We start from the raw sequence: 25,724 nt of genomic DNA on the forward strand, positions 1-25,724 counted from the left end.
GGGGTTAATCATGTTTATACAACATAAGTATATTGTTATTTAACGTAATATATAATCTCGTTTATAATTAAAGCCATTAACACAAGCAGAAGGTTTGTTTTAGAGGTGATAGGAATGAAAGCGTATTGGTTGAGTTCCTACCAAAGAGTTAAGTGGATGAAATATAAGAGCACGATTTATTACAACATATCTTGAGCGTTAGGTCTATATTGTCTACAATAGCGCACTTTTATTGACTACAGGTCACGAACATGAACGACGCTAAATCGCAACCAGCTCTACCAGATCACCTTTCGGGCAATCCTCGTAGCCCACATCATGTGGCAGAATGCTTTGAACATCACATTGGTATTAAACTTAATGACAAAGAGCGTACTGATGTTGAAGAGTATTGCATTAGTGAAGGTTGGGTAAAAATCCCATCACCTAAAGCATTGGATCGTCGTGGTCAACCTCTTATGATCACATTGAAAGGCAAAGTTGAAGCTTTTTATAAATAAGAACAAATGATAGTAAGCGAGGATCTCATCCCGCTAAGTTGTCGTAATAGTTAAGTGGTTATTTATTACCCACGTAGACTTATTCTTAAAAAGGGCCTAAAGAAATTTAGGTCCTTTTGTTTATCCTACGTTTAGTATTTTGGTACAGATTAAGCGTAATTTATACGATGTAGGTGGTATTACGGGGGCGTTTGAGATATTTAATTAACGGAATCGGGCATAAATAGGCTAAAATGGCCGGCTATTATCTTAGCTTTGAGCCCTTTATATTAATGACCACTATCACAACGCCTGCCAACTTTACAGAACTTGGCCTTATTACACCTTTGTTAGCTCGATTAACTGAGCTGGAATATCAACAGCCAACGCCAATTCAAGCGCAAGCTATTCCAAGTGTATTGGCTGGGCGTGACTTAATTGCAGGGGCAAATACAGGTTCAGGTAAAACAGCAACGTTCGCACTGCCTATATTACAGCAATTGCATGAAGGTAAGCCTTTGAGCATTAAAAGTGAGAAAGGTAACTATGTTACAGGATTGATTTTAGTTCCTACTCGTGAATTGGCAAAACAAGTTGCTGACAGTATTAAATCTTATGCTGTGCATTTTAACGGTGCAATTAAAACCGTTGCTGTTTTTGGTGGCGTATCTGCAAATACTCAAATGCTGGCTTTACGTGGCGGCACTGATATTTTAGTAGCCACACCAGGTCGATTACTCGATCTTATTTCAAGTAATGCCATTAAGCTTGATAAAGTCAAAACATTAGTGCTTGATGAAGCCGATCGAATGTTAAGCCTTGGCTTTACTGAAGAACTATCAGCGTTATTGAATTTATTACCAAAGCAAAAGCAGACGTTATTATTTTCGGCGACTTTTCCTGAACAAGTACAAACATTAACTCAAGAACTACTTAACGATCCTATTGAAATTCAAGTGCAAAGCGCAGATGCAAGTACTTTGGTACAGCGTGTTTTTACCGTTAATAAAGGTGAAAAAACCGCATTGCTAGCGCATTTGATCAAACAAAACGAATGGCGACAAGCACTTATCTTCGTTAATGCGAAAAATAGTTGTGAGCATTTAGCGGATAAACTGTCTAAACGTGGAATTACCGCTGAAGTATTTCATGGTGATAAAGGCCAAGGTGCGCGTACTCGTATACTTGAAGCATTTAAATTGGGTGAGATTGAAGTTTTAATTGCGACAGATATTGCTGCTCGTGGTTTAGATATCGAAAAACTACCGGTTGTTATTAATTTTGATTTGCCAAGAAGTCCATCAGATTATATGCACCGTATTGGTCGAAGTGGTCGTGCTGGGGAAGTTGGTTTAGCATTATCACTTATCGATCATGAAGATTACCATCACTTTAAAATCATCGAGAAGAAGAACAAAATTCGACTAGAACGTGAAGAAGTTGAAGGTTTTGAAGTCGATGAAGCAGTAAGTGATTCTTTATCAGACGTAGAAAAGCCGATGGCAAAACCTGAAGGCACTGGTAAGAAAAAACGTAAAAACAGAGCATCAGCAGATGAGGATGTTTGGTTGAGAAATTACTAATCTAAAAAGATAACATGATTATGACCCCTTAGTTAAGCGCATAATCCTACTAACACTATAATTTATTACACTCGGTATTCTTTGCTTACCGAGTGTTTTTTATTTTAAGGCGTAAATTTACTATTAATGCAATTAACTAAATACTCTATTTATTAGTAGAAAAATCACTAAGAATAAAAACCTGATAAGTAGTTATTCTATAATTTCTAATGCTATTATTATGTGATTGATTTAGTAAGAATAAACAGATGTTTATTGGAATTGGTGTAAATAGATGTGCATGATAAGAAAGGGTTATGCTGCGACTATATTACCAATGTAAACCATGATTTTTAGTCTCAGAGGTTGAGTGATGTTTCAATTTAAATGTACCAAAAAAGTTCAAGATTTTATTGGTATTACACCTAGTGAACTTAAGGTTATAGTGCCTGAGAAATTTGCATTAGGTAATTGGTTTGTGCATTCTTTTGAGGAAGATAATCATAATGTGTTGGTGTTTATGGAAGAGAAAACATTGTTCTCATTCATTATTGTCGGTATTCAAAAAGAACACATTAAAACGTTAAGAAAACACTTTCTGGAAGGGCTGTGTTTACAAATGAAAGCGGAAGGCATTAGTATTCAAACCATTTCGGCATATGCGATTAATGACACGGTGATTCAATATACGAAAACAGACAGTACAAATAAGGTTGGTATAATGAATGATCTTATTTCTCTTTATCAATCGCGAATTGAAATTGAAGGGGGGTTATCTGAAATTGACGTTGTTGATGTTGCCATGAAAATAAATCGAGTACCTCAAAGCCACTTAGCTTTAACTTATGCGGTTAAGGAATTTAAACTGGTGCTTGGAGAGGTAACGTCACCATTTCATTAATTAACGTAGTATTTCAATTTAACTAAAGCGCGAAGGTATCGCGCTTTAAGTTAATGGGTAGGCGATTATTTAGTCTTATAAGGTTTATAAAGACAAAGTGACATAATAATACCAAAGCAGATCCCTTGGGTTATCATCGCGGTTCCCCCATAACTAAAAAATGGCAATGGGCTTCCCATCACAGGAAGCAAGCCACTGACCATTCCCATATTAATAAAGGCATAAAGGAAGAAGCTAAGGGCAAATGCGCCACTGACCAATCGATTAAAGGGAGATTCGCACTGACAAGCCAGCCAAATGACACGACCAGTGATGAATAAATACAGTCCTAGCAACAATACACTGCCAAAAAATCCCCACTCTTCAGCGTAAGTTGAAAAAATGAAATCAGTATGACTTTCTGGAATGAAACCAAGGTGTCCTTGTGTAGCGTTCATCCAACCTTTTCCACGTAAGCCACCAGAGCCAATCGCAATTAGTGATTGGATAATTTGGTAACCAGCACCAAGAGGATCAGATTCAGGATCCAGAAACTGGGTGACTCGTTTCTTTTGGTAAGCCGCCATAACAAAAATCCATAAGGCGGGGATCGTGATTGCGAGACCGCCAAGAAAAGAACCAATAATTTTCCAACTCATGCCTGCAAAATACAATACAAAAAGGGCATAGATGACGGTGAAAATTGCCCCATCAAGATCGGGTTGAATGAAAATCAAACTGGCAGGGACGGCAGTTACGAGCAAACAAATGGCTATCTTTTTTAAATCAGGACGTCCGGCATCAACAACCAAAAGCCAAGCTACCATCAGTGGTATTGCTACTTTAACAAGTTCAGAGGGTTGAAAACGAATCGGTCCAATAACTAACCAACGTTGAGAACCATTTGTACTGTCACCAATCAGAATTACACCTAATAAAAGAATAACTGCTAAGCCATATAAAAAAGGCGTCATGCGTTGGTAATTCAAGGGTGGAATAGCGGACATAAAAACAATACATCCAATCGCCATTACTGCTCGGATAAGATGACGCTGTAACATAGGCTCACTGAATCCACTAGCACTCCATACGGTTAGAGAACCGAGTAAAATCAATACAAATATAGCAAACAATAAAGGGTAATCGATACGTGGTCTGTAATTAAACATAAATACTATTCATTATAAAACGTAAAAGAGACTCAGAATGAGAATGTATAGAGCGATAGTTCAGTCGTAATAAAACGGCCTATCTATTTAACGGTTTTATATTGGAGATTCGATTCCTTCCAGCCACCCAATCGATTGTTATCAATGGTTTGCTTATAGAATGTTGACGGAATAATAATGACGGTCATTGCCAAAGAAACCCACTGTTTTACTTGTAGGCGTCTGTCTGCAACAGTAACGGTAGGGGGATTTGATGGTGGCTTCGTTGGCGCATCAATCACTCTAGGTTTTAAAAAAGAGAGAGGTTCTATTCGTAAAGGGTGTGAAAAAGGGGTTAATAGTAATCTTTGTTCAGCATGATGAATGTTCATCTCACTGCCATTAAGTCTATTTTTATCCATCACAGACGAAGTGTATACATTGGTATCAGTAAGTTCAAATTGTGCTTGAACGGATGACATAGCAATATTAATGCATAACGATACAAGCAATAAGCTAAACAGAAAAAGAGTTATCTGCGATAATGTAAAATGTTTTTTCATGCTTGTTCTATATGAGTATGGATTAATAAATGAACACTGTTCAAGGCTTCTGCACTGTGAGATGCAGAAGTTAGCTAAATTAACGATTTTATGAAAAAAAGCAATCTTTTCAGATGAATGAACATTCAATTTTTGACATTACTATCGATAATGTATTAAAAATCATCTTTCATTGAAAATTCGACCTCGTTACCAGTGATAGGGTGCGTAAATTTTAGGTACCCAGCATGTAGATGCAATCGCTTAGATTTAAACCCATATAAGTCATCACCGACAATAGGGGTGCCCAAACCCGCTTGATGAGCACAATGTACGCGCAACTGGTGAGTTCGACCTGTTTTTGGGTAAAGGTAGACTTTTGTTTGGTTGTTGTTTCGCTCTATTACTTGAAAAGTGGTTTCTGCTTTTCGGCCTTGCTTATGGTCTACCATTTGTCGTGGTCTGTCTTCTAAATCACCAGTGAGAGGTAAATCTATGATGCCATCATTTAAGGCAATGTTACCTTCAAGAAGCGCGGTGTAGCGTTTTTCTACCGTTCTATCAATAAACTGCTTTTGTACCTGCTTATTTGTTTCAGCCGTTAAAGTTAATACTAATAGACCTGACGTCGACATGTCTAAGCGGTGTACGATTAATGGACCTGTTGCCTGTGGATAACGCGCTTTAATGCGAGTCTGTACTGAGTCTGTAATAAATTTCCCTGGAACCGATAAAAATTCAGCCGGTTTGTTTACGATAACAATCGCCTCATCTTCATAAACGATCTCAAGATCTTTTCCATAAGAGGGCGTTTGTTTTAATGAATTGTCATCCAGCTCTATTCCTTCAAGCATGTGCTCTAAGATTTCAAAACACTTACTCTGACAGGCAGGATAGACATTTTTGTGTTGTCTGATTGTTTCATAAGGTGAAGAACCCCACCAAAACTCTCCGAGCGCTAAAGGGGTTAGTCCCATTTTAAAGGCCGCTTGAAGTAATTTGGGTGCATTCTCTTCACTTGAGTGTGAAATCGGAGACGATTCATCATCAACTGCAGTGAATAAATCATATAAGCTTTTTGTTGAGCCCAATTGGTTTGTAAATTGGCAAGCTCGTAACTTTTCGATATCTAGATTTTTAGACAGTTGTTTGTACTCATTTTCTTTCTGAGCAATTGAAGTAAGCATCGTATTATGTTGAATCGTTAATTCTGCAAGGTTGGCTTTCCATTGCTCTTTTAAGGCTTTTAATTCTCTTTTTTCTCGGCTGCTTTGGTTACCAAGATCGTGAATTAACGCTTCAAGTTGTGTTGTGTTTACTGTTGATGCAGGGTTTGATTCTGCTTCTGTTCGTAATTGTTTACGCTGCTTCTTACTTTTTGCCATCGATTGTTGAAATGCAGTGATTTCTTGCTCAGCTTGTGATTTTTTTAACGCCAATTTGTCAGTAAGGGCACTAAATGCTGGGGTGCTTTTTAATGTAGATATATGGTGGAGAAGCGTATTGATATGTTGTGTTTTTTCAGCAAAGTAAGGCTGATCATAGTGATGTTCAATAATTGTATCGACAAAAAGGCTAGGAGTGTCACTGTGTATTTTATGATTAGTTAACTCGTTTCCTGCATAAGAAGATAAATAACCGATATCTCCTTGTTGGTTTTTAACGACAAGCACGCCAAACATGTGTCCAATCGCGGTAAAGTCGTATTGCCATTCTTGTTGAGTGTCTAGGTAATGCTGTAGCTCACTCATTGCTAGTAACGCTAATGGGTGAGGGACATAGTAATATGGGAACGTAAAATTCGCAGGTAATGAGTACTGATCAATGCTCGTCGAGAATCGGGTAAATTGATGTTGTGTCATATTAAAATCGAGCCTCAACTACAAATTCCATAGGCTCTTTTGTCATTGGGTGAGTCACTGATAAATAGCCCGCGTGTAGATATAAACGATCCGCTTTTTGACCATATAAACCATCACCGATGATAGGCATATTTAATCCTAAGTGGTGGGCACAATGCACACGTAATTGATGAGTTCGCCCTGTTTTTGGGTAAAGGTGCACAAGAGTTTGCTTTTCTTTATATTCAATCACGTTATACGTTGTTTCTGCCTGTTTTCCGTATTCAAAGCAGACTAACTGACGCGGTCTGTCATAAAGATCCCCACGCAATGGTAACGTGATTTGTCCTTCGCGATGTGGTAATAAACCATCAAGTAATGCGGTGTAGCGTTTTTCTACAGTACGATTTATGAACTGTTTCTGCAGACGTTTATGCGCTTTGCTGGTTAACCCTAAAACCATTAAACCAGAGGTTGCCATGTCTAAGCGATGCACAATTAGCCCACCAGTTGCATTTGGGTAACGTTGCTGTACGCGGGTATAAACAGAGTCATTAATATTTTTACCCGGTACCGATAAGAAATCCGCTGGCTTATTGATGATGAGCATAAATTCATCTTCATAAATAATATCGATGTCTTTGCCTTCTGCTGGATTGATTAACAGTGGGTTTTCATCCATTTCAATACCATCCAACATATGGCCTAAGATTGGTTGGCATTTACTTTGACAAGACGCATAGAATTTTTTGTGTTGACGTATTTCTGATTTTGGAGCGCTTCCCCACCAAAATTCAGCCAAAGCAAGTGGGGTAAAACCATGTGCAAATGCGTATTGAAGCAATTTTGGTGCGGCACATTCGCCAGAGCCTGCTGGAGGAACATGATTTGGGGTATCTTTAAATATATCGTTAAGATCTTTTTCTACGCCATGGGTGTTTAGGAATTTGTATTGTTGGAACAATTTTTTTTGTAAGGCAGAAGATAACACTTTACGACGTGTTTTTAATGCGTGAATAGCGTTATTTAAGTCATCTAATTGAGACTGAATTTTGTTGATTCTTGTGTCCCAATGTATCTTTAAATCTCTCAAGGCGTTCTTTTCTTGAACACTCTGCTTTCCTAATTCTATTTTTAAGCGCTCGCCGGATTCTGATGAGGCATTACGTTCTGCATCTGCACGTTGTTCTTTTCGTGATTTTCGGCCTTCGATCATGACTTGGCGCTGGGCTTCAAGTTGTTCTTGAGAAATTGTGTTTTCTATAGATAGAGTGGTGCTTAATTCGCCCAATAACGGATTGCTTTGTTGTTGTTTTATCGCCGTGTTTATATCGGTAATTTCTGCCAATTCAGTTTTAAAAAAACCGTCTTCCTTGAGCATATCAAATACGGGAGGAACAAAATGTGGGAGGTGATTACTGTCAGCAATTTTTCCTGAAAAAGCAGATAAAAATCCGACTTCACCAGAAGGGTGGCGTACAAGCAATACTCCAAACATTTTACCAATGGCTTTATCGTTGCTTTCTTCTAATCCAAAGTTGTGTTGCCATTCTCTTTGGGATACTAAGTGACCCTGTAACTGATTGGCGGCGAGCTCACATAATGGATGTGGTTCATAGTAAAACGGGAAAGTGAATCGCTCAGGTAAAGAATAGCTATCGAGAGGGTGTACAAAAGAAGTAAAGCAAGGATCAGACATTGGCATCATCTTATCTAATTGGCAGAGTTTTTAGGGGGGTGGGTGTACAAAATAAGTGATTCAAATACCAGCTTGAGAGCCATGATATTTGAATCACTAGAATGCGTTTAGCCTACAAAATAATGGAATTATTCTGCTGCTTTTACGCGAATCTTGTCTTTATCAAACTTTTTACCATTTTCAGCTTCGATAGCAGCTAGAGCTTCTTCATCGTTTGGCATGTCAACAAATGCAAAACCTTTAGATTCGCCAGTCGCTTCGTCTAAAACTAATGTGCAATAACCAAGTGAACCGTGAGCTTTAAACATTTCTCTTAATTCATATTCAGTCATTGTACGAGGTAAATTGCGAACTAGTAATTTCATGATTAACCGTTAAATAGTGATTTGAGGCTACGTTATAACAGAAATTGGTACGATGTGCCAAAATGAAAATCCGAAACCGTAAAATAACCGTTTCGGATTTGTATTTAGCCTCCACCCAGAGTGCTAAAATTTACTATTGTTAACGATTTTACTTAGAAATCGTAACGTAGACCAAATTGCAGTTGGTCGTCTTTATTGTCTATTTGTTCAAATTTGTAGCCTGCATACGTGCGGAAACTTTTATTGAGTTTGTAAATGGCTTCAATAGCCACGTTGTTTTCTGTGTCGGTACTGTCTACGTCTTGAAAGTTATATACGCCTTGGAAAACCCATTGGTTAAGTTTATAAGCCGCAGCCAGTTCGTAACCATTGGCGTCTTTATTATCGATTTCACCAGTAGTAAATAAGCCTGATACCATGAAAGCATTTATTGTATAGCGAATTGCGAGGTTGATTTGGTCGGCATCGATAGAATTTAACCCTGTTGAGGCTTGTTGTCCTGATGTGTAACCTAGGCCAAAGTCCAATCCCATTGGTAAGGCGTACATGCCCGAAATACCAAAGCTATCATCGTCTTTTTCATTGCTGGCAATGTAGTTTGCCTGCACTGTTAATGCATCAAATTCACCAGAGTATAAAAAGTTGTTTTCACGCTTATCTTTGTTGCCAGTCGTCAAATCGGCAGCGTCACCACCAAACGTAGCAAGAATATCGGTGTAATCGGTGAGCATAACTTGCGCTGAATCTTGTTGGCCGTAAGAGAAGTTACCAACGGTAGTGCTTAAGCCTGCAAATAGGTAACGGGTATTTACTGTATTGTCTTTACCACTCCCAATTTCGACTTCATAAGTACCAAAGGCACCTAGGCTTTCATTGATTTTTGTTTTACCTTTTAAATTAATACGTGCACGACTTTTATCTTTAAATGAACTGTTGTCCGTTGTTTCATTATTGTCTGAGATATTCGCTCGTGCTTCGGCTCTGCCACCAACTTTCAATTGAGTATTGTCTTGATCATAAACGGTTGCAGCGAAAAGAGTGGTTGATGTAAGAGAAGACAATATAGCCGTTGATAGTAGTAATTTTTTCATTAGATTCCATACCTTTAAAGTAACCAAAACAATCCGTTTTGGTGTAATTGTTTGCTTGGTATCTAAGATAAAAAAACTATATGAAAGATTGATGTAATTTTTGTTTAAAATTTATAAAAGTAATGTGTCAATCAAATGACCGACACATTACAATTGATAAAATGCGTATTATTTAGAAGGGATGCGTTTGATGTTTTTCTTGTGGCGTTTGTCTTCATCAAGTAATTGGCATGTCGCGCAATTCTTCTTGCCATCGATTTTGTATTTCATGCAACAGGTTTCGCGTTGCACATACAAAATGGCTTGAGTTGTATTTTCGGCCACTCGAACATGAGCCAATCCTTTGCCTATATCTGGCATGATGGTTTCGACCCATTTATCGGCTTCTGGGGCAATATCATTCGCTTGTTTATGGGATATGCCATTTTCGGTTAAACGCATAAAGAAAACACTGACAGCTAAAGATACGGCCCCCCAAAATGGTCGATGTTTTAATTTTTCTTGTTCAAAGAGAACGCTTAATCCACCGCCGACTTGCTGTAAAAGGTGCGTCAAGGCGAGATCTAGCTCTTCATGATTACTTACGGTTGTCGCTTGAGATTCAGAAAAAAGAGGATCATCAGAAAGACAAACAAAAGGACAGTGTTTATTGATTTGTAATGATTTTATTTTTTCACCATTTGGTGTTGAAATGAAAATATCATTAAACTGAATAATAGGAACACGATTGAACTTTAGACGCAGAGCCACCAAACTAGTGAAAAACTGGTTGTTAAACGATTTTAGCCACATAGAAGCGGCAACGTTTTGATTAACCTCATTCTTTTTAGAAAATAACTCAATGGCAGAATGTAAATGCTTTGGTAACCATAGATTTAAAGGAAGATGATCGTTCTCTGTTTTCTTTGGATCAGAGGCTTTAAGTTTAATATTATCGTCAGCATTGCGCAGCCATGCCAATTGTTCTTCTAAAGTATGGCATGGATCGGATGACTTTTTGCTGTGCCAAATTGGCTGTAGTTGAGCTGAAATATGCATAAAGGGACTACTTAGTAATTATTCTTATTTGTATTTAAAACGCCGGGTAGATTACACCTAAACTTGCATAACGTGAAGCACCGGTAACATCCGGTTCATTACTTGGTCGATCGTGAACTCGTTGGTGAGCAAGCCAAGCAAAGGCCATTGCTTCCATATTATCACTATCTACATTGTAGTCGTTGGTGGTGGATACTGCCCACTTAGGAAGGTATTGTTGTAATCGATCCATCAAATATTGATTATGCGCGCCACCACCACATACCAGTAATTTAGCCTCGCTACCAACGCGAAACGTGGTTATTTGGTCAACAATAGTCGTGACGGTAAATTCTAATAAGGTTGCTTGTACGTCCTGTGCTTTATACGATTGATTTTCAATGTATTGAGTAAACCATTCTAAGTTAAATAACTCACGTCCTGTGCTTTTGGGATAAGGTCGAGCAAAATACGAGTGCTGTTTTAGTTTGCTTAATAATGGATTAATGATAATGCCGTGGCGAGCCCATTCACCATTGTGATCATAATTCTTTTGCTTATGCTCATATATCCACGCATCCATCAACATATTACCAGGGCCAGTATCATAGCCAATGACTGGCGAGTTTTTTTGAAGAATCGAGATATTAGAAATGCCGCCAATGTTTAGCACAATAAGTGTGCTTTCTGGCTTGCCAAATAAGGTGTGATGAAATGCAGGAACCAGTGGTGCGCCCTGACCACCAAGCGCCATGTCTTTGCGACGAAAATCGGCAATCGTATTAATTCCCGTTTTCGCCGCGATAATATTGGCATCCCCTAATTGGGTCGTAAATGGGTATTGAGTATCAGGGGAGTGAAAGAGCGTTTGTCCATGGCTACCAATCGCAGTAATACTGGCAGGATCAACAGAGAGAGTGTTGAGTAAATGTAAGGTTGCGTCTGCAAATAAATGCCCTAAGCGATGATCTATTTCCCCAATCATTTTTAAATTGGTGGCTTGCCCAGTACAAACAGACAATACATCGGATTTTAATTGTGCATCCATTGGGTAATCTGCGTGACCGAGAAGTGTGATTTCTGTACCGTTGGTTTCAACTAATACGGCATCGACACCGTCTAAACTCGTGCCTGACATTAAGCCTACGTATTTTTCCATCTTAACCTCTCCATATTTAATGTCGCTATCTTCATTTTATCATGGTCAATAAAACTGAAACTCATTGTGCCATAGAATAAGTGAAATATACCTAGGGTTTGTTTGAGATTTCGAACCTAAGTTCAAGATATAAGATTTTAAAACGGCAAAGAGCGTGATACTTTAAGCCTATAAAAATTAAGATGATTTGGAGAATGTAATGGGTCCGTTATGGCTAGATGTTGAAGGGTATGAAATTGATGCAGAAGAGCGTGAGCTACTTCAGCATCCTACTGTGGGTGGTTTAATCCTTTTTGCTCGTAATTATCACGATCCTGCACAGTTGTCAGCGCTCATCGCGTCAATTCGTAAAGCGGCAGGTCGCCCTATTATTATTGGTGTTGATCAAGAGGGGGGGCGTGTTCAACGTTTCAGAGATGAATTTACCTTAATCCCACCCGCTCAAGCGTATGCCGAGATGAACAATGGTATCGAGTTAGCGAAAACAGCGGGTTGGCTATTGTGTGCTGAATTAGTCGCTCATGACATCGATTTAACGTTTGCACCAGTGTTAGACAGCGGCTTTGATTGTAAAGCGATTGGTAATCGTGCATTTGGCGATGATATTAATACCATTGTTAAGTACAGCACCGCCTTTATGCAAGGAATGAAATCGGCAGGAACGTCGACAACGGGTAAGCATTTTCCTGGCCACGGTGGTGTGATTGCCGATTCTCATTTAGAAACCCCTTATGATAATCGCGACAACATTTTTGAGCTAGACATGGCTATCTTTAAAGCACAAATTGATGCCGGTATTTTAGATGCGATGATGCCAGCCCATGTGATTTACCCTGAATACGATTCATCACCAGCAAGTGGTTCATCATTCTGGTTAAAAGAGATCTTACGTAAACAACTCAACTTTACGGGTTTGGTGTTCTCTGATGACCTTAGTATGGAAGGGGCAACGATAATGGGGGGACCTGCAGAACGTTCTCAGCAAGCATTAGAGGCCGGTTGCGATATGCTCTTAATGTGTAATAACAGAAAATCAGCGGTTGAAGTGTTAGATAATCTCGCGATTCAAACCGTAGAGAAAGCTCATTCGTTGTTAAAAACACAAAGCTTTGATCGAAAAACACTGAGAAGCAGCAAAGAGTGGAAAGCCGCAAACGAGACGATTACTCGTGCTTATGATGGCTGGAAGTCTTAATATTTCTTTATAAGACGCATTGAATAATAAAACGCACGAGATAGCTTGTGCGTTTTTTATGAAAGGTCGTAAATCTGGATGAATTAGATTCAGAAAAAAAGAAGATAACGGTATTATTGTAAATTAAATAAATACAGATGGATGAAGTAAATATGACGAAGAAATTGACGATCCTTGATGTTGCGAAACTGGCTGGCGTTGGGAAATCAACCGTATCTCGTGTATTAACGAACGATCCTAAAGTGAAGTTAGAAACTCGTCAAAAAGTAGAACAGATAATTAAAGAATCTGGTTTTATCCCTTCAAAGTCGGCTCAAAGCATGCGTGGTGGCAGCCAGAAAGTCATTGGTGTTATTACTTCTCGTCTTGACTCTCCCTCTGAAAATAAAGCCGTTAGCGGTATTCTAGAGGTTATCTACCAACATGGTTATGATGCAGTGATCATGGAAAGTCAGTTTGATGCTCAAAAAACGAATGAACATTTAGAGGTATTAAGACGACGCAGCGTTGATGGTGTGATTTTTTTCGGATTTACACATTGTGATATGACTGAGATTGAGCGTTGGAATGAGCGCATGGTTGTGATCGCAATGGATACGGATAAAGTCAGCTCGATTAATTATGATAATGAAGGGGTTATTCGACAAGCGCTTTACCATTTGTCTGACATGAACTTGCAGAACATTGCTTATATTGGCGTTGATCCTAGTGACAAAACAACGGGTAAATTGCGTCTAGAGGCTTACCTTGAGTGGTGTCATGAGCGAAACCTTCCCCCAAAGTTTGCGACAGGGCAGCTTGATCACCAAAGTGCGTATGCGTTAGTTGATTCTGTTTTAGACCGAGAATTACAGGCCATTGTGTGTGCGAGTGATACGATAGCGCTTGGGGTAGCAAAACGGCTTCAGGAGTTACACCGTAATGACATTCAAGTAACCGGTGTCGGTGGGCATGAGCTACTTTCTTTCTTATTTCCAAATATCATCAGTATTAACCCTGGTTATCAATTGGCGGGAAAGAGTGCCGCTAAGCAGCTTTTGCAGCAATTAGATGGGAACATAACGATCACGCATCTTACTCAGTCACTGACAGTTTAGTCTTATTATAAAAGAGACTTTATTGTGATCTAATTCACCTTGTGGGAAGACTCTCATTTATTTCTTGTTTCATCTTTGTAATTATACTCGAAAATAAAATGGGAACATTCCCATTAATATAAAACAATAATCAACATGGATTAAAGGCATGAGTAAAATAGAGAGAAAGGATGTACAACGTTTGATAGAACTGGTCGGGGGATCAGAGAACATTGCGAGTGTAAGCCATTGTTTAACTCGCTTACGTTTTGTATTAAATGACGTGAAGTGTGCCGACGTAAAAAGCATTGAAAAAATTCGAATGGTAAAAGGGTGTTTTACCAATGCAGGGCAGTTTCAAGTTGTTATTGGTACTGAAGTCGATGATGTTTTTGCGATTTTAAATGAATTGACGGGTGAAAAAGGCACCTCAAAAGAGAATGCTAAATTAGCCGCTCGTCAAAATATGAATATTATTGAGCGTGGAATATCGCACCTTGCTGAGATATTTGTTCCTTTACTGCCAGCGATTATCACGGGTGGTTTGATTTTAGGGTTTAGAAATGTCATTGGCGACATCAAAATGTTTGATGGTCAGACATTGGTTCAAATTAGCCAGTTTTGGGCCACTGTGCATTCTTTCTTATGGTTGATTGGCGAAGCCATTTTCTTCTTCTTACCCGTTGGTGTGTGTTGGTCTACGGTGAAAAAGTTGGGCGGTACACCAATTCTCGGCATTACTCTAGGCATTACTTTAGTGTCACCACAATTGATGAATGCGTACCTTATTGGTAAAGAAGTCCCTGATGTATGGGATTTTGGGCTATTTGTGATCGAGAAAGTGGGGTATCAAGCTCAAGTAATACCCGCGATGCTTGCTGGAGTTGCTCTCGCCTTTATTGAAACAAATTTGAAGCGCATCGTTCCTTCTTATCTATACCTTGTTGTTGTGCCATTTGTTTCTATTTTGTTGTCTGTGATTTTAGCTCACGCCTTCATCGGCCCGTTTGGGCGTATTGTTGGTGACGGAGTTGCAATGGCAGCAAAAGCAGCAATGACAGGAGACTTTGCAATTGTTGGTTCTGTGATTTTTGGTTTCTTTTATGCACCATTAGTGATCACGGGGATCCACCATACGACGAATGCGGTTGATCTGCAATTGATGCAAGAACTCGGTGGAACCCCAATTTGGCCACTCATTGCGTTATCAAATATTGCTCAAGCATCGGCCGTTGTCGGCATCATTATTATCAGTAAAAAAAGCGGTGAGCGTGATATTTCAGTACCTGCGGCTATTTCTGCGTATTTAGGCGTTACTGAGCCCGCAATGTACGGTATTAACTTGAAATACAAATTTCCGATGTTGAGTGCGATGATTGGTTCTGCGATGGCGGCGGCTATTTGTGGGAGTGCAGGCGTCATGGCGAATGGTATTGGTGTTGGTGGTTTGCCGGGTATTCTTTCTATTCAGCCGCAATACTGGGGTATTTATGGCGTAGCTATGCTTGTCGCGATCGTCGTTCCTGCGATGTTAACGCTTGCCTTGTATAAACGAGCGCAAGTAAAAGAACAGCTGTACGTTTCCGTAGCGTAATTATTTAACACCTTTGTCTTTATGTTGATTGAGATAGTGCAAAGGTGTTCTCTTTTTTAGTGGTTTAGAGAACATAGAATGACAAATACAGAGTGGTGGCGCACAGCGACCGTTTATCAAATTTACCCAAAAAGCTTTTGTGATAGTACCGATAAAGGTACCGGAGATATCCAAGGGATCATTTCAAAACTGGATTATTTACAAAAACTGGGAATTGATGCGATATGGTTGACGCCGGTCTATCAATCGCCAATGGTTGATAATGGCTATGATATTTCAGATTATTATTCCATTAATACTGATTTTGGAACGATGGATGATCTGGATGAATTGCTTGAACAAGCAAAGTCTCGTGGCATACGTATTATTATGGATATCGTTGTTAATCATACATCGACAACGCATCATTGGTTTCAATCGGCATTGGGAAATAAAGACAGCGAATATCGAGATTATTATATTTGGAAAGATCCCGTTGATGGTAAAGAACCAACGAATTGGCAGTCTAAATTTGGTGGTAATGCGTGGGCGTTAGATGAGTCCTCTGGACAGTATTATTTGCATCTTTTTGCTAAAGAACAAGCGGATTTAAATTGGGAGAATCCAAAGGTTCGTCAAGAAGTGAAAAATATTATTAGCTTTTGGGCAGAAAAAGGCATTGATGGATTCCGTTTAGATGTCATTAATTTGATTTCAAAACAACAAGAATTTCTGAATGACGATGTGGGAGATGGCCGCCGATTTTATACTGATGGCCCTAAGGTACATCAATATTTACAAGAGATAAGTGACGCTGTTTTTCAAAAGTATGGTTCTGTTACGGTTGGTGAAATGTCATCGACCACATTAGAGCATTGCCAACAATATTCAGCGAAAGAAGGCAAAGAGCTGTCGATGGTGTTTAACTTCCATCATCTTAAAGCCGATTATAAAAATGGCGATAAATGGACGAAATTCCCGTTTGATTTCTTATCATTGAAATCCATCTTTAATCATTGGCAAACAGGTTTGAATGGTAAAGGTTGGGGCGCATTGTTCTGGTGTAATCACGACCAACCAAGAATAGTTAGTCGTTTAGGTAACGATGGTGAGTATCGTGAATTATCAGCCAAGATGCTTGCTTCCTCAATACACATGATGCAAGGAACACCGTATATATATCAAGGTGAAGAGATTGGGATGACCAACCCACACTACACTTCTATTGATGAATATCGTGATCTTGAAAGTACCAATATGTACAACATCATGGTGAACCAAGATAAGTCAGTTTCAGACGATGAGATGCTTGAGATTTTAGACCAGAAATCACGAGATAATTCCCGTACCCCAATGCAATGGAATGATTTGGAAAATGCTGGGTTTACTCAAGGAAAACCGTGGTTGTCGATTGCGACTAACTATAAGAGTATAAATGCAGAAAAAGCAGTCAGTGATTCAAGCTCCGTGTTTTACTTTTATCAGAAATTGATTCAGTTGCGTAAGCGTATTGATGTCATTACTACTGGGGATTATCGCGATCTTATGCCTGAGCATGAATCTCTATTTTGTTACCAGCGTGAAAATACGACGCATCGTTTGATTGCGGTACATAATTTTTACGGTAATGACGTTCCTGTTACTTTAGATTTAACAGGGAAGCAATCGGAATACATTTTAGCTAACTACGGTGATGTCGAATATACACCACCGCAAGAGAGTGGAATACTGCGTCCGTATGAATGCCGCGTTGTATTAATCCAAAAGTAATTTAAATGATAAGCGGCAAGCACTGAATTGTGCGTAAAAATAAAGCCCAGAGAGTCATCACGACTCTCTGGGCTTTTTAATAACTTAATTTAGCGTGTTTTATTACTCAACAGTAATGATACGCATACAGTTAGTTGAGCCTACGATGTCCATTACATCACCTTGAGTGATAATAACTTGGTCGCCTTTTACTAATAGACCTTTGTCTTTTAGTGCATTGATAGCGGCGTGTGTTGATGGTAAGCCAGAATCTGCACTTTCATCAAAGAACACTGGCGTAACACCACGGTAAAGTGTTGCACGGTTCAGTGTGCTTTCGTTACGTGATAATGCGAAGATTGGTAAACCAGAGCTTAGACGAGACATCATTAATGGTGTACGACCAGACTCAGTCAGCGTAATCATCGCAGTGATGCCTTCCATGTGGTTTGCTGCATACATAGTAGACATTGCAATCGTTTCTTCTGGCGTAGTGAAACGACGGTCTAAACGGTGGTTAGATACGTTCACTGTTGGTACTTTTTCAGCACCAATACAAACACTTGCCATTGAAGTTACGGTTTCAACAGGGAAGTCACCAGCCGCTGTTTCAGCAGAAAGCATTACCGCATCCGAGCCATCAAGTACGGCGTTAGCAACGTCCATCACTTCAGCACGAGTTGGCATTGGGCTTGTGATCATTGATTCCATCATTTGTGTTGCTGTGATAACCGTACGGTTAAGGCTACGAGCACGACGGATCAGTTGTTTTTGAACGCCGACTAATTCAGGATCGCCAATCTCAACACCTAGGTCACCACGAGCAACCATAACAACGTCAGAAGCCATGATGATGTCATCCATTGCTTCTTCTGTTGCTACTGTTTCTGCACGTTCTACTTTAGCGACTAATTTCGCTTCAAGGCCTGCGTCACGCGCTAAACGGCGAGCGTAGTTCATGTCTTCGCCATTACGTGGGAAAGAAACGGCTAGGTAATCTACTTTCATTGCAGCAGCTGTGATGATGTCTGCTTTGTCTTTGTCTGTTAGTGCTTCAGCTGAAAGACCGCCGCCTTGTTTGTTGATGCCTTTATTGTTTGATAAAGGACCCGCAACCGTTACTTCAGTGTGAACTTTATTGCCTTCAACGGCGGTAACTTTTAATTGAACACGACCGTCATCAAGAAGTAGAACGTCTCCCGCTACAACGTCACGTGGTAATTCTTTATAATCAAGGCCAACGCTTTCTTGGTTGCCTTCACCTTTTGGTAAGTCGCTGTCTAGGGTGAATTTATCACCAATAGTTAAGTGGATTTTACCGTCTTTAAACGTTGATACGCGAATTTTAGGACCTTGAAGGTCACCAAGGATTGCTACGTGAGTGCCTAGTCTTGCTGCGATTTCACGAACTTTTTTTGCACGTTCGATGTGGTCTTCTGCGCTACCGTGTGAAAAGTTCATACGAACAACGTTTGCACCAGCGACAATGATTTTTTCAAGATTGTTATCACGGTCAGTTGCAGGGCCAAGAGTACAAACGATTTTTGTTCTACGTAGTCTGTTAGACATATTATCTCCAAGAGGATGTTATTGTATTTACTTCATTATTAGATAAACATATATCGAGAATGATGACATTTCCATGATTCAAACAAGGAAATTGTAAAACTTTATCACGCAATCGCTAAATACTTGTGTGTTTGTATAGAAAGTCGCCAGTTTTTCTTAATACAGGTTTCAATACACAGTTCGGTAGCGCGTGGTTTCTGGCTAATCGGTTGCAATGCAATCGTTACATCAGTTAATAGATTAACACCATCCAATAGCGCTTCTAGCTGTTCTATGTCTTTAGTGGTGCCTACAGGGTGTTTGATTTCGTTGGCGCGCATTAGGGCTTCGTCTAATACTGGAAGCTTACCTTTCATATTTATTTTTGGTGACACGGTCACCCAAGTGTTATCTGAAGTAAGAATAGGATAGGTGCCACTGGTTTCAATTTGGCAGCGGTAACCGTTCTTTTCTAATTCTTCTGTTAATGAGGTGAGATCATACATACAAGGTTCACCACCGGTGATAACCATGTGTTTTGCGGTATACCCTTGTTGAACTAACATATCGATAATTTGTAACGCCGTTAATTCAGTCCAGCTTGGTGCGTCTTCAGTTTTGGCTAGAATGGTCGCTAGGTCTGTTTTATCGCTTAATTCCACATCCCATGTTTGTTTGGTATCACACCATGAGCAGCCCACGGGGCAACCTTGCAAACGTAAGAAAATAGAGGGTACACCTGTAAAAGTGCCTTCACCTTGAATGGTTTCAAATAACTCATTAATTTTAAATAACGCGGATGACATAATTATTTTACTCAAATAAAAAACTATAAAATTCGGTGGATGAAATACGGGTTAAAGTCGCATTTTCAGTAAATATTTCATAAACTTCGTGATTAAAGTCACGTAGGTTAACTCTTAAGCTTCACAATTACTTCGCAAAGTAAAAAAATGATTTATTGCTACATTTTTTTACTGGAGACACCCATGTACGTGGCACAGCCCGGACAGATTGATCACTTAAAACAAGTAAATGCAGGACGGGTTTATAAACTAATTGACCAACGTGGCCCTATCTCTCGAATCGAGCTCTCAAAAGAGAGTCATTTAGCGCCTGCAAGCATAACTAAAATTACGCGTGAACTGCTTGATGCACACCTTATCAAAGAAACGCAGGTACAAGAAGGAAATAGTCGCGGTCGTCCAGCGATTGGGTTGAAAGTTGATAATGAAGGGTGGCAATTCCTTTCACTTCGTTTAGGCCGCGGGTATTTAACCATTGCTTTGCACAGCTTAGGCGGTCAGCAAATCATTGAAGAAAAGCAGAACATCAAAGAAATAGAGCAAGATGAACTGTTAGCCAAATTGTTGACAGAAATTGAACGTTTTTTCCAAAAGCATGCTCGTATTCTTGGGCGAATTACCAGCATTGCTATCTCACTGCCTGGTTTAATTGTGTCGTCTCAAGGGCTAGTGATTCAGATGCCACATTATAATGTGAATAATCTCCCTCTTGGCCCTAAGATTTATGAAGCGACAGGTCTGCCTGTTTTTGTTGGTAATGACACCAGAAGTTGGGCCTTAGCTGAAAAACTCTTTGGTAATTCACAAGAATTTGATAATTCGATTCTTGTTTCTATACATCATGGGGTGGGTGCTGGAATCATTATGAATGGGGAGGTGCTGCAAGGTAGAACCGGTAATATCGGTGAAATGGGGCACATTCAAATTAACAAACTTGGGTTACGTTGTCACTGTGGTAACTCTGGGTGTTTAGAAACCATTGCTAGTGCAAAAGCATTGCGCGATCAAGTTCAAAACTTAATCAATAGTGGACACCAGACGTCATTGAAAAACAAAGTGATCACGATAGAGAATATTTGTTTAGCCGCGAACGAAGGTGATATCTTGGCGAAACAAGTGATCACTGAGCTTGGGCACAGTTTAGGTGAAGCGGTCGCCATTATGGTGAACTTATTTAATCCTGAAATTGTATTGATTGGTGGAGAAATTAACCTTTCTAAACACATTTTATATCCAGCAATCATGGATTGTATCCAGAATCAGGTTCTTCCTTTATATGCGAAAGATACACGATTAGAAGAAAGTCGATTTTACACTCAAGCGACGATGCCGGGTGCAGCCTTAGTGAAACAGGCAATGTTTGATGGCTCGTTATTAATGAGAGTGATTGAAGGGTAATTCTTAGCTCTATTTATTTTAACGAATAAGTTTAGTGGGTATAAACAAAAAAGAGCATCATTAGAATGCTCTTTTTTTGTATTAAGATTGTTGTTATCGATAACGGGCTATGCGTTTAAAAAGGCAATAAACGTATCGATATCATCTTTTGAAATGTCTTTATGTGTCACAAAACGGATAGGGTTACCCGCAGAGATTAAGATATCTTGCTGTTGAGCTTTTTGTTCAATGTGGTGTATATCAACGTTCGCGTCTAATTTTGCAAATACGATATTTGTTTGAATATGTTCAACATTGACAGAAAAACCATCCACGGTATTCAATTGTTCAGCAAGGTATTTTGCGTTGCTGTGGTCTATAGCTAACTGAGGAACTTGCTCAGTTAACGCCAATTTACCTGCGGCGGCAAGGATACCGGCTTGACGCATGCCACCACCTAGCATTTTTCTAATGCGGCGTGCTTTCTGGATATACTCTTTCGGGCCTAACAATAAAGAACCAATGGGTGCAGATAACCCTTTTGATAAACAGATAGTCATGCTATCAAAATGCTGTGCGATCTCTTTAATATCAACATTAAGTGCTGTTGCTGCGTTATAAACACGAGCGCCGTCTAAGTGAAGCGCTAAATTATGCTTATTAACAAACTCACGAGCTTGAGCAAGATAAGACAATGGCAACACTTTCCCATTAATTGTATTTTCAAGACTTAACAATTTTGTACGAGCAAAATGAAAATCATCGGCTTTAATCGCGGCTGCTAGTTTTGTAAAACACAACGAGCCGTCTGGATTATTCTCAATCGGTTGAGGTTGGATTGAACCTAAAACCGCCGCTCCGCCAGCTTCGTATTTGTAGTTATGCGCTTGTTGCCCACATAAATACTCATCACCACGTTCACAATGCGCCATTAAGCCGAGCAAATTAGCTTGAGTACCTGAAGAGGTAAATAATGCCGCTTCAAATCCATGACGCTCTGCGGTCCATTGTTCTAACTCATTTACAGTCGGATCATCACCATAAACGTCATCACCAACAAGGGCATTAGCCATTGCATCACGCATAGCTTGAGTTGGGCGGGTTACAGTGTCAGAGCGAAAATCAATCATGTTTCTTCCTTGCTTACCATTTATTACTAGAGAGGATTTCTTGCCATTATTATATATTTCAACAACGCTATAATAGTGTTTATAAATGTAACAATCCATCACTAAAAATACACGTATTGGAATTTAATGTCATAATCGTTAATTCGATTCAACGAAAATAAACCTCATTTTCACATCCTTCCCATGATCAAATAACAACGGTTAAGCATTATTATTAACGAATAAAAAGGTCATAAATTGGGAAATACGACTAATTAGGTAGTTAAAATGATTGTTTATCAAACAATTATGTAAATATGTAACTATAACCACTATTGAAATTACATTATACTCAAGATAAATGTGATATCTGAAATGTAAGGGAATGTAATGCAAGGTACCTCAATTAAAACCAGTGCAGAACGCGCATTGTTGTCTGAGCGAATTCAAAAACTGACGACGGCATTGTCTGATGGCGTCTATGAGCGTGAAGATACAATGCGTCTCTGTTTGCTTGCCGCGCTCTCTGGTGAAAGTGTCTTCTTACTTGGCCCTCCGGGTATTGCAAAAAGTTTAATTGCGAAACGTTTAATAAAAGCATTTGATAACAGTCGTTACTTTGAATATTTAATGACGCGCTTTTCAACACCAGAAGAAGTTTTTGGACCGTTGTCTATCCAAGAATTGAAAGACAACGGTAAATACGTGCGCTTAACTGATGGTTACCTTCCTGATGCCCAAGTGGTTTTTCTCGATGAAATTTGGAAAGCGGGACCAGCAATATTAAACACGCTGCTTACCGTAGTGAATGAAAAAACGTTTAAAAACGGCAATGAAATCCTTCCTGTCCCCATGCGATTACTGATATCTGCATCCAATGAATTACCAGACGAAGACAGTGGCTTAGATGCGCTATATGACCGAATGCTGGTTCGTGTTTTCGTTAATCGCATTCAAAATAAAAACAACTTTAAATCCATGTTAATGACGGGCACGATTCAGGAAACTGAAATTGATCCTAGCCTTGTTGTGACTGATGCTGAATATCATCAATGGCAAAAAGACTTGGATGGATTGGCATTGACCGATTCTGTGTTTGAAAAGCTGTTTGAATTAAAGAATATGATTGATTTGCAATCTGGTGATGGATTGTATGTTTCCGATCGTCGTTGGAAAAAATCAGTAAAATTGCTTAAAGCAGCGGCTTTCTTTAGTGGCCGTAATGAAATTAATCCAATGGATTTGTTATTGCTTCAAGATTGCTTGTGGACAACTCCAGCAAACCGCGAAGAAGTCAGAGAAACCATTCGACGTTTCGCGTCTGAAAAAGCTTTTGAGCAACAAGACGTATCAATGAATATTGAGATGATTCAAGCTGATATAGCGGACATGGAAGCCGCGGTATTGGTGAAACAAGGCATCGAATTACATATTGAAAGTGGTGGAAATCGTCTCATTAAGAAAGAGAGCTACGAGTTTAATTTTTCAAAAGGTAAGCGTTATAGTGTAGGCAATGCCCATCAATTAATTAAATTAGTAATGTTACAGTCTAATATGTCTGTATCTGAAGGTGAAAAAGGCGACAGTCGTTGGGTGTATGTGAATCCTGATGAGATAGCAAAACAAATGAAAGAGGGGCAAGCCGAGGTTTATGGTTATGTTAACCAAAATCCAAGCTTGTGCATGCTGCACTTTGAATTGGATGCGGATTCTCGTCTTGTCATTAAAGACATTGCAAATCGTTCCGTACTCGTTGGTATGGTTGGTCATAATAATCCAACAGACGCTCAATTTACTCAATGGGTAGAGCAAGTTGAAGAGAACAAGAAAAAACTAAACGAAGCGGATCATCAATTGCGTATGAGCCGAACTCAATTCCATGCTGCTTTACCTCATAACTTCATAGAAGAGAGTTTGCCATCAGTGATTGAAAACAGCTTACAGTTGTTGTCTCAGCGAATTGAAGGGTGTAAAACTCAATTTGAAAACGCGAGTCGTCGTATGTTGAAATTCAGTGATTATTACTCTTAACGTGTATTCGTAGGTATAAGGAAATTTATGTTAGGTGTTGATGCGTTAAATTTGGTGATGATGGTTGCGGAATCTGGGATGATTGATTCATCCATAACAGAGATATTGTCACGCCCACAATTTTTGACGGCAGCAAAATCAAACCCCAACATCAAACCGACCATTAAGAATCACATTCTTAAGTGGAGTAGTCGTGTTAAACATAAGATGACTAAAGTGTGTGAAACGGAACGGATTCAAGATGAACTCGCTTTATATCAAGAAGTGATTTATTGGAGTGAATCTGAGTTTTACACGAATGTTGATGATGTCGTCGCTAAGTTGAGATGGCATTCTGCATTTTACGTAGAAGCAAAAGAGTTAGTAAATAATAACAAAGGGTTAATGAATCCTATGTTTCCACGATTCTTTTGCGAACGGTGGTATCAAAGTTTATCTGACTCGATCAAAAAAGCACAAATAACCGAATTAAAAGAAGACAAAGAAAAGCTACTGGCTGATTTGTATCAACGGATAGAAACGTTAAAAACAATGGAGTCAGTCACTGCGGAAGGTGACGATACTCAAATTGGAAAATTATGGGACATGGCTTCGGCTAAGTTAACCAAATCCAATGTTGATATCATGAAGCTACACGCGCGTTTTTTGAAAAAGAATAAAGGATTGCAAGACATCGCCTCTAAACTTGGTCGAATGGCCAACGATGTTCAGGATCCTAATCTTTCACAAGGAATGGCTGAAGAAGTTAAAGTCATTGAAGAGAAAAGTGATTTTGTTACCGACGATATTGTTGGAATAAAAGAAGGCGATGATTTAAGTCGTTTACTTCCTAACGAGACTTTGTTTTTATCTCATCCCGAATTAGAAGTTATCTTTTATCAACATCTCGTTGATAAGCGGTTAATGAATTATCGAATGGAAGGGGCGGATCGAAAGCTTCGGAAAATAACCACACAATCGAGAGCTTCTGGTGATGTGATGGTAGATAAAGGCCCTTTTGTTGTTTGTGTTGATGCCTCAGGCTCGATGAGCGGATTTCCTGAACAATGTGCAAAAGCACTGGCTTATGGGTTAATGCAGATAGCGTTAGCGGAAGGACGAGATTGCTATGTTATTTTGTTTTCTACGCAACAAATTACTTATGAGTTAAGTAAACAAGACGGACTGAAAGAAGTTGCTGATTTTTTATCGTATCAATTTCATGGGGGAACGGATCTTGAACCCGTATTAGAGCAGTCTATAGAGCTTATGCGGGGTGATAAATATAAGAATGCGGATTTAGTGGTTTTATCTGACTTTATTGCACCTACGCACTCTGAGCGCATTGATGGAATGGTCGAGGAGTTAAAGAAGCATCAAAATCGTTTTCATGCGGTATGCTTGTCTAAATATGGTAATCCAGCATTAATGGAGATGTTTGATCACACATGGTCATATCATCCATCAATGCTAGGCAGGTTAACGCAAATCCGATAAT

The 25,724-nt window shown here is 39.3% G+C and carries 21 protein-coding genes; 10 read left to right on the forward strand and 11 right to left on the reverse strand.

The window, feature by feature from the left end:
- The first annotated feature begins 251 nt into the window (after positions 1-251).
- The 3 genes from AACV33_RS14075 to AACV33_RS14085 all read left to right on the forward strand — a co-directional run bounded on the left by AACV33_RS14075 (position 252) and on the right by AACV33_RS14085 (position 2,942).
- Positions 252-500, forward strand: coding sequence for a DUF3297 family protein (locus AACV33_RS14075; RefSeq protein WP_012551886.1), 249 nt, complete (start codon positions 252-254; stop codon positions 498-500).
- 272 nt (positions 501-772) lie between these two features.
- Positions 773-2,062 carry a DEAD/DEAH box helicase gene (locus tag AACV33_RS14080; protein WP_023603898.1) on the forward strand — a complete coding sequence of 430 codons (1,290 nt, stop codon included), beginning with the start codon at positions 773-775 and terminating at the stop codon, positions 2,060-2,062.
- 352 nt (positions 2,063-2,414) lie between these two features.
- Positions 2,415-2,942, forward strand: a complete 528-nt coding sequence (locus AACV33_RS14085) for a DUF6933 domain-containing protein (RefSeq protein WP_065612232.1) — start codon at positions 2,415-2,417, stop codon at positions 2,940-2,942.
- A gap of 65 nt (positions 2,943-3,007) precedes the next feature.
- Here AACV33_RS14085 and rodA read toward each other — a convergent pair whose 3' ends face one another.
- The 8 genes from rodA to AACV33_RS14125 all read right to left on the reverse strand — a co-directional run bounded on the left by rodA (position 3,008) and on the right by AACV33_RS14125 (position 11,783).
- Positions 3,008-4,090: a rod shape-determining protein RodA gene (gene rodA, locus AACV33_RS14090; RefSeq protein WP_012551889.1), complete on the reverse strand. Its 1,083-nt coding sequence runs from the start codon at positions 4,088-4,090 to the stop codon at positions 3,008-3,010.
- 83 nt (positions 4,091-4,173) lie between these two features.
- Complete coding sequence (locus AACV33_RS14095) at positions 4,174-4,632, reverse strand: hypothetical protein (protein ID WP_023603900.1); 459 nt, start codon at positions 4,630-4,632, stop codon at positions 4,174-4,176.
- A gap of 155 nt (positions 4,633-4,787) precedes the next feature.
- A complete protein-coding gene (locus AACV33_RS14100; RefSeq protein WP_065612231.1) occupies positions 4,788-6,473 on the reverse strand; it encodes an RluA family pseudouridine synthase in 1,686 nt (561 codons plus the stop codon).
- A 1-nt stretch (position 6,474) separates the two neighbouring features.
- Positions 6,475-8,157: an RluA family pseudouridine synthase gene (locus AACV33_RS14105; protein ID WP_182700339.1), complete on the reverse strand. Its 1,683-nt coding sequence runs from the start codon at positions 8,155-8,157 to the stop codon at positions 6,475-6,477.
- Between the two features lie 122 nt (positions 8,158-8,279).
- Entirely contained in the window at positions 8,280-8,516 is a 237-nt protein-coding gene (locus AACV33_RS14110) for an RNA recognition motif domain-containing protein (RefSeq protein ID WP_012551893.1), read from the reverse strand.
- A 152-nt stretch (positions 8,517-8,668) separates the two neighbouring features.
- Positions 8,669-9,607: a porin gene (locus tag AACV33_RS14115; protein WP_065612230.1), complete on the reverse strand. Its 939-nt coding sequence runs from the start codon at positions 9,605-9,607 to the stop codon at positions 8,669-8,671.
- Between the two features lie 168 nt (positions 9,608-9,775).
- Positions 9,776-10,645, reverse strand: coding sequence for a (2Fe-2S)-binding protein (locus AACV33_RS14120; protein WP_065612229.1), 870 nt, complete (start codon positions 10,643-10,645; stop codon positions 9,776-9,778).
- A 34-nt stretch (positions 10,646-10,679) separates the two neighbouring features.
- On the reverse strand, positions 10,680-11,783 hold the full coding sequence (locus AACV33_RS14125; protein ID WP_065612228.1) for an anhydro-N-acetylmuramic acid kinase: 1,104 nt from the start codon (positions 11,781-11,783) through the stop codon (positions 10,680-10,682).
- Positions 11,784-11,982: 199 nt separating this feature from the next.
- On the opposite strand from AACV33_RS14125, the gene nagZ reads away from it, so the two are divergent.
- From nagZ to treC, 4 genes are all read left to right on the forward strand, one after another.
- Positions 11,983-12,978 (forward strand): beta-N-acetylhexosaminidase, encoded by a 996-nt coding sequence (nagZ, locus tag AACV33_RS14130; protein ID WP_017023270.1) that lies wholly within the window; start codon positions 11,983-11,985, stop codon positions 12,976-12,978.
- A gap of 152 nt (positions 12,979-13,130) precedes the next feature.
- On the forward strand, positions 13,131-14,075 hold the full coding sequence (gene treR / locus AACV33_RS14135) for a trehalose operon repressor TreR (protein WP_026025601.1): 945 nt from the start codon (positions 13,131-13,133) through the stop codon (positions 14,073-14,075).
- Positions 14,076-14,223: 148 nt separating this feature from the next.
- Complete coding sequence (treB, locus tag AACV33_RS14140) at positions 14,224-15,648, forward strand: PTS trehalose transporter subunit IIBC (protein WP_023603906.1); 1,425 nt, start codon at positions 14,224-14,226, stop codon at positions 15,646-15,648.
- Between the two features lie 78 nt (positions 15,649-15,726).
- The gene (gene treC / locus AACV33_RS14145) at positions 15,727-17,397 is read left to right on the forward strand and encodes an alpha,alpha-phosphotrehalase (RefSeq protein ID WP_065612227.1); all 1,671 of its coding nucleotides are present in this window, start codon (positions 15,727-15,729) and stop codon (positions 17,395-17,397) included.
- 102 nt (positions 17,398-17,499) lie between these two features.
- Here the strand turns inward: treC and pyk are convergent, their stop codons facing one another.
- Entirely contained in the window at positions 17,500-18,945 is a 1,446-nt protein-coding gene (pyk, locus tag AACV33_RS14150) for a pyruvate kinase (RefSeq protein ID WP_023603908.1), read from the reverse strand.
- Between the two features lie 104 nt (positions 18,946-19,049).
- Positions 19,050-19,730, reverse strand: a complete 681-nt coding sequence (gene queE, locus AACV33_RS14155; protein ID WP_017023265.1) for a 7-carboxy-7-deazaguanine synthase QueE — start codon at positions 19,728-19,730, stop codon at positions 19,050-19,052.
- Positions 19,731-19,913: 183 nt separating this feature from the next.
- Here queE and mlc point away from each other — a divergent pair, with 183 nt between their 5' ends.
- On the forward strand, positions 19,914-21,128 hold the full coding sequence (gene mlc, locus AACV33_RS14160; protein WP_023603909.1) for a sugar metabolism global transcriptional regulator Mlc: 1,215 nt from the start codon (positions 19,914-19,916) through the stop codon (positions 21,126-21,128).
- A gap of 107 nt (positions 21,129-21,235) precedes the next feature.
- Here the strand turns inward: mlc and ltaE are convergent, their stop codons facing one another.
- The gene (gene ltaE, locus AACV33_RS14165; protein WP_023603910.1) at positions 21,236-22,234 is read right to left on the reverse strand and encodes a low-specificity L-threonine aldolase; all 999 of its coding nucleotides are present in this window, start codon (positions 22,232-22,234) and stop codon (positions 21,236-21,238) included.
- Between the two features lie 372 nt (positions 22,235-22,606).
- Between ltaE and AACV33_RS14170 the strand changes: the two genes are divergently transcribed.
- Complete coding sequence (locus AACV33_RS14170; protein WP_182700338.1) at positions 22,607-24,247, forward strand: ATPase RavA domain-containing protein; 1,641 nt, start codon at positions 22,607-22,609, stop codon at positions 24,245-24,247.
- 27 nt (positions 24,248-24,274) lie between these two features.
- The gene (viaA, locus tag AACV33_RS14175) at positions 24,275-25,723 is read left to right on the forward strand and encodes an ATPase RavA stimulator ViaA (RefSeq protein ID WP_023603912.1); all 1,449 of its coding nucleotides are present in this window, start codon (positions 24,275-24,277) and stop codon (positions 25,721-25,723) included.
- Position 25,724: the final 1 nt, after the last annotated feature.

Origin of the sequence: Aliivibrio sp. SR45-2 (assembly GCF_963890165.1) — a bacterium.
Taxonomy (GTDB): domain Bacteria; phylum Pseudomonadota; class Gammaproteobacteria; order Enterobacterales; family Vibrionaceae; genus Aliivibrio; species Aliivibrio salmonicida.

Coding starts and splice junctions, on each gene's coding strand:
- AACV33_RS14075 (WP_012551886.1), top strand. CDS start 252: ATGAACGACGCTAAATCGCAACCAGCTCTACCAGATCACCTTTCGGGC.
- AACV33_RS14080 (WP_023603898.1), top strand. CDS start 773: ATGACCACTATCACAACGCCTGCCAACTTTACAGAACTTGGCCTTATT.
- AACV33_RS14085 (WP_065612232.1), top strand. CDS start 2,415: ATGTTTCAATTTAAATGTACCAAAAAAGTTCAAGATTTTATTGGTATT.
- rodA (WP_012551889.1), bottom strand. CDS start 4,090: ATGTTTAATTACAGACCACGTATCGATTACCCTTTATTGTTTGCTATA.
- AACV33_RS14095 (WP_023603900.1), bottom strand. CDS start 4,632: ATGAAAAAACATTTTACATTATCGCAGATAACTCTTTTTCTGTTTAGC.
- AACV33_RS14100 (WP_065612231.1), bottom strand. CDS start 6,473: ATGACACAACATCAATTTACCCGATTCTCGACGAGCATTGATCAGTAC.
- AACV33_RS14105 (WP_182700339.1), bottom strand. CDS start 8,157: ATGCCAATGTCTGATCCTTGCTTTACTTCTTTTGTACACCCTCTCGAT.
- AACV33_RS14110 (WP_012551893.1), bottom strand. CDS start 8,516: ATGAAATTACTAGTTCGCAATTTACCTCGTACAATGACTGAATATGAA.
- AACV33_RS14115 (WP_065612230.1), bottom strand. CDS start 9,607: ATGAAAAAATTACTACTATCAACGGCTATATTGTCTTCTCTTACATCA.
- AACV33_RS14120 (WP_065612229.1), bottom strand. CDS start 10,645: ATGCATATTTCAGCTCAACTACAGCCAATTTGGCACAGCAAAAAGTCA.
- AACV33_RS14125 (WP_065612228.1), bottom strand. CDS start 11,783: ATGGAAAAATACGTAGGCTTAATGTCAGGCACGAGTTTAGACGGTGTC.
- nagZ (WP_017023270.1), top strand. CDS start 11,983: ATGGGTCCGTTATGGCTAGATGTTGAAGGGTATGAAATTGATGCAGAA.
- treR (WP_026025601.1), top strand. CDS start 13,131: ATGACGAAGAAATTGACGATCCTTGATGTTGCGAAACTGGCTGGCGTT.
- treB (WP_023603906.1), top strand. CDS start 14,224: ATGAGTAAAATAGAGAGAAAGGATGTACAACGTTTGATAGAACTGGTC.
- treC (WP_065612227.1), top strand. CDS start 15,727: ATGACAAATACAGAGTGGTGGCGCACAGCGACCGTTTATCAAATTTAC.
- pyk (WP_023603908.1), bottom strand. CDS start 18,945: ATGTCTAACAGACTACGTAGAACAAAAATCGTTTGTACTCTTGGCCCT.
- queE (WP_017023265.1), bottom strand. CDS start 19,730: ATGTCATCCGCGTTATTTAAAATTAATGAGTTATTTGAAACCATTCAA.
- mlc (WP_023603909.1), top strand. CDS start 19,914: ATGTACGTGGCACAGCCCGGACAGATTGATCACTTAAAACAAGTAAAT.
- AACV33_RS14170 (WP_182700338.1), top strand. CDS start 22,607: ATGCAAGGTACCTCAATTAAAACCAGTGCAGAACGCGCATTGTTGTCT.
- viaA (WP_023603912.1), top strand. CDS start 24,275: ATGTTAGGTGTTGATGCGTTAAATTTGGTGATGATGGTTGCGGAATCT.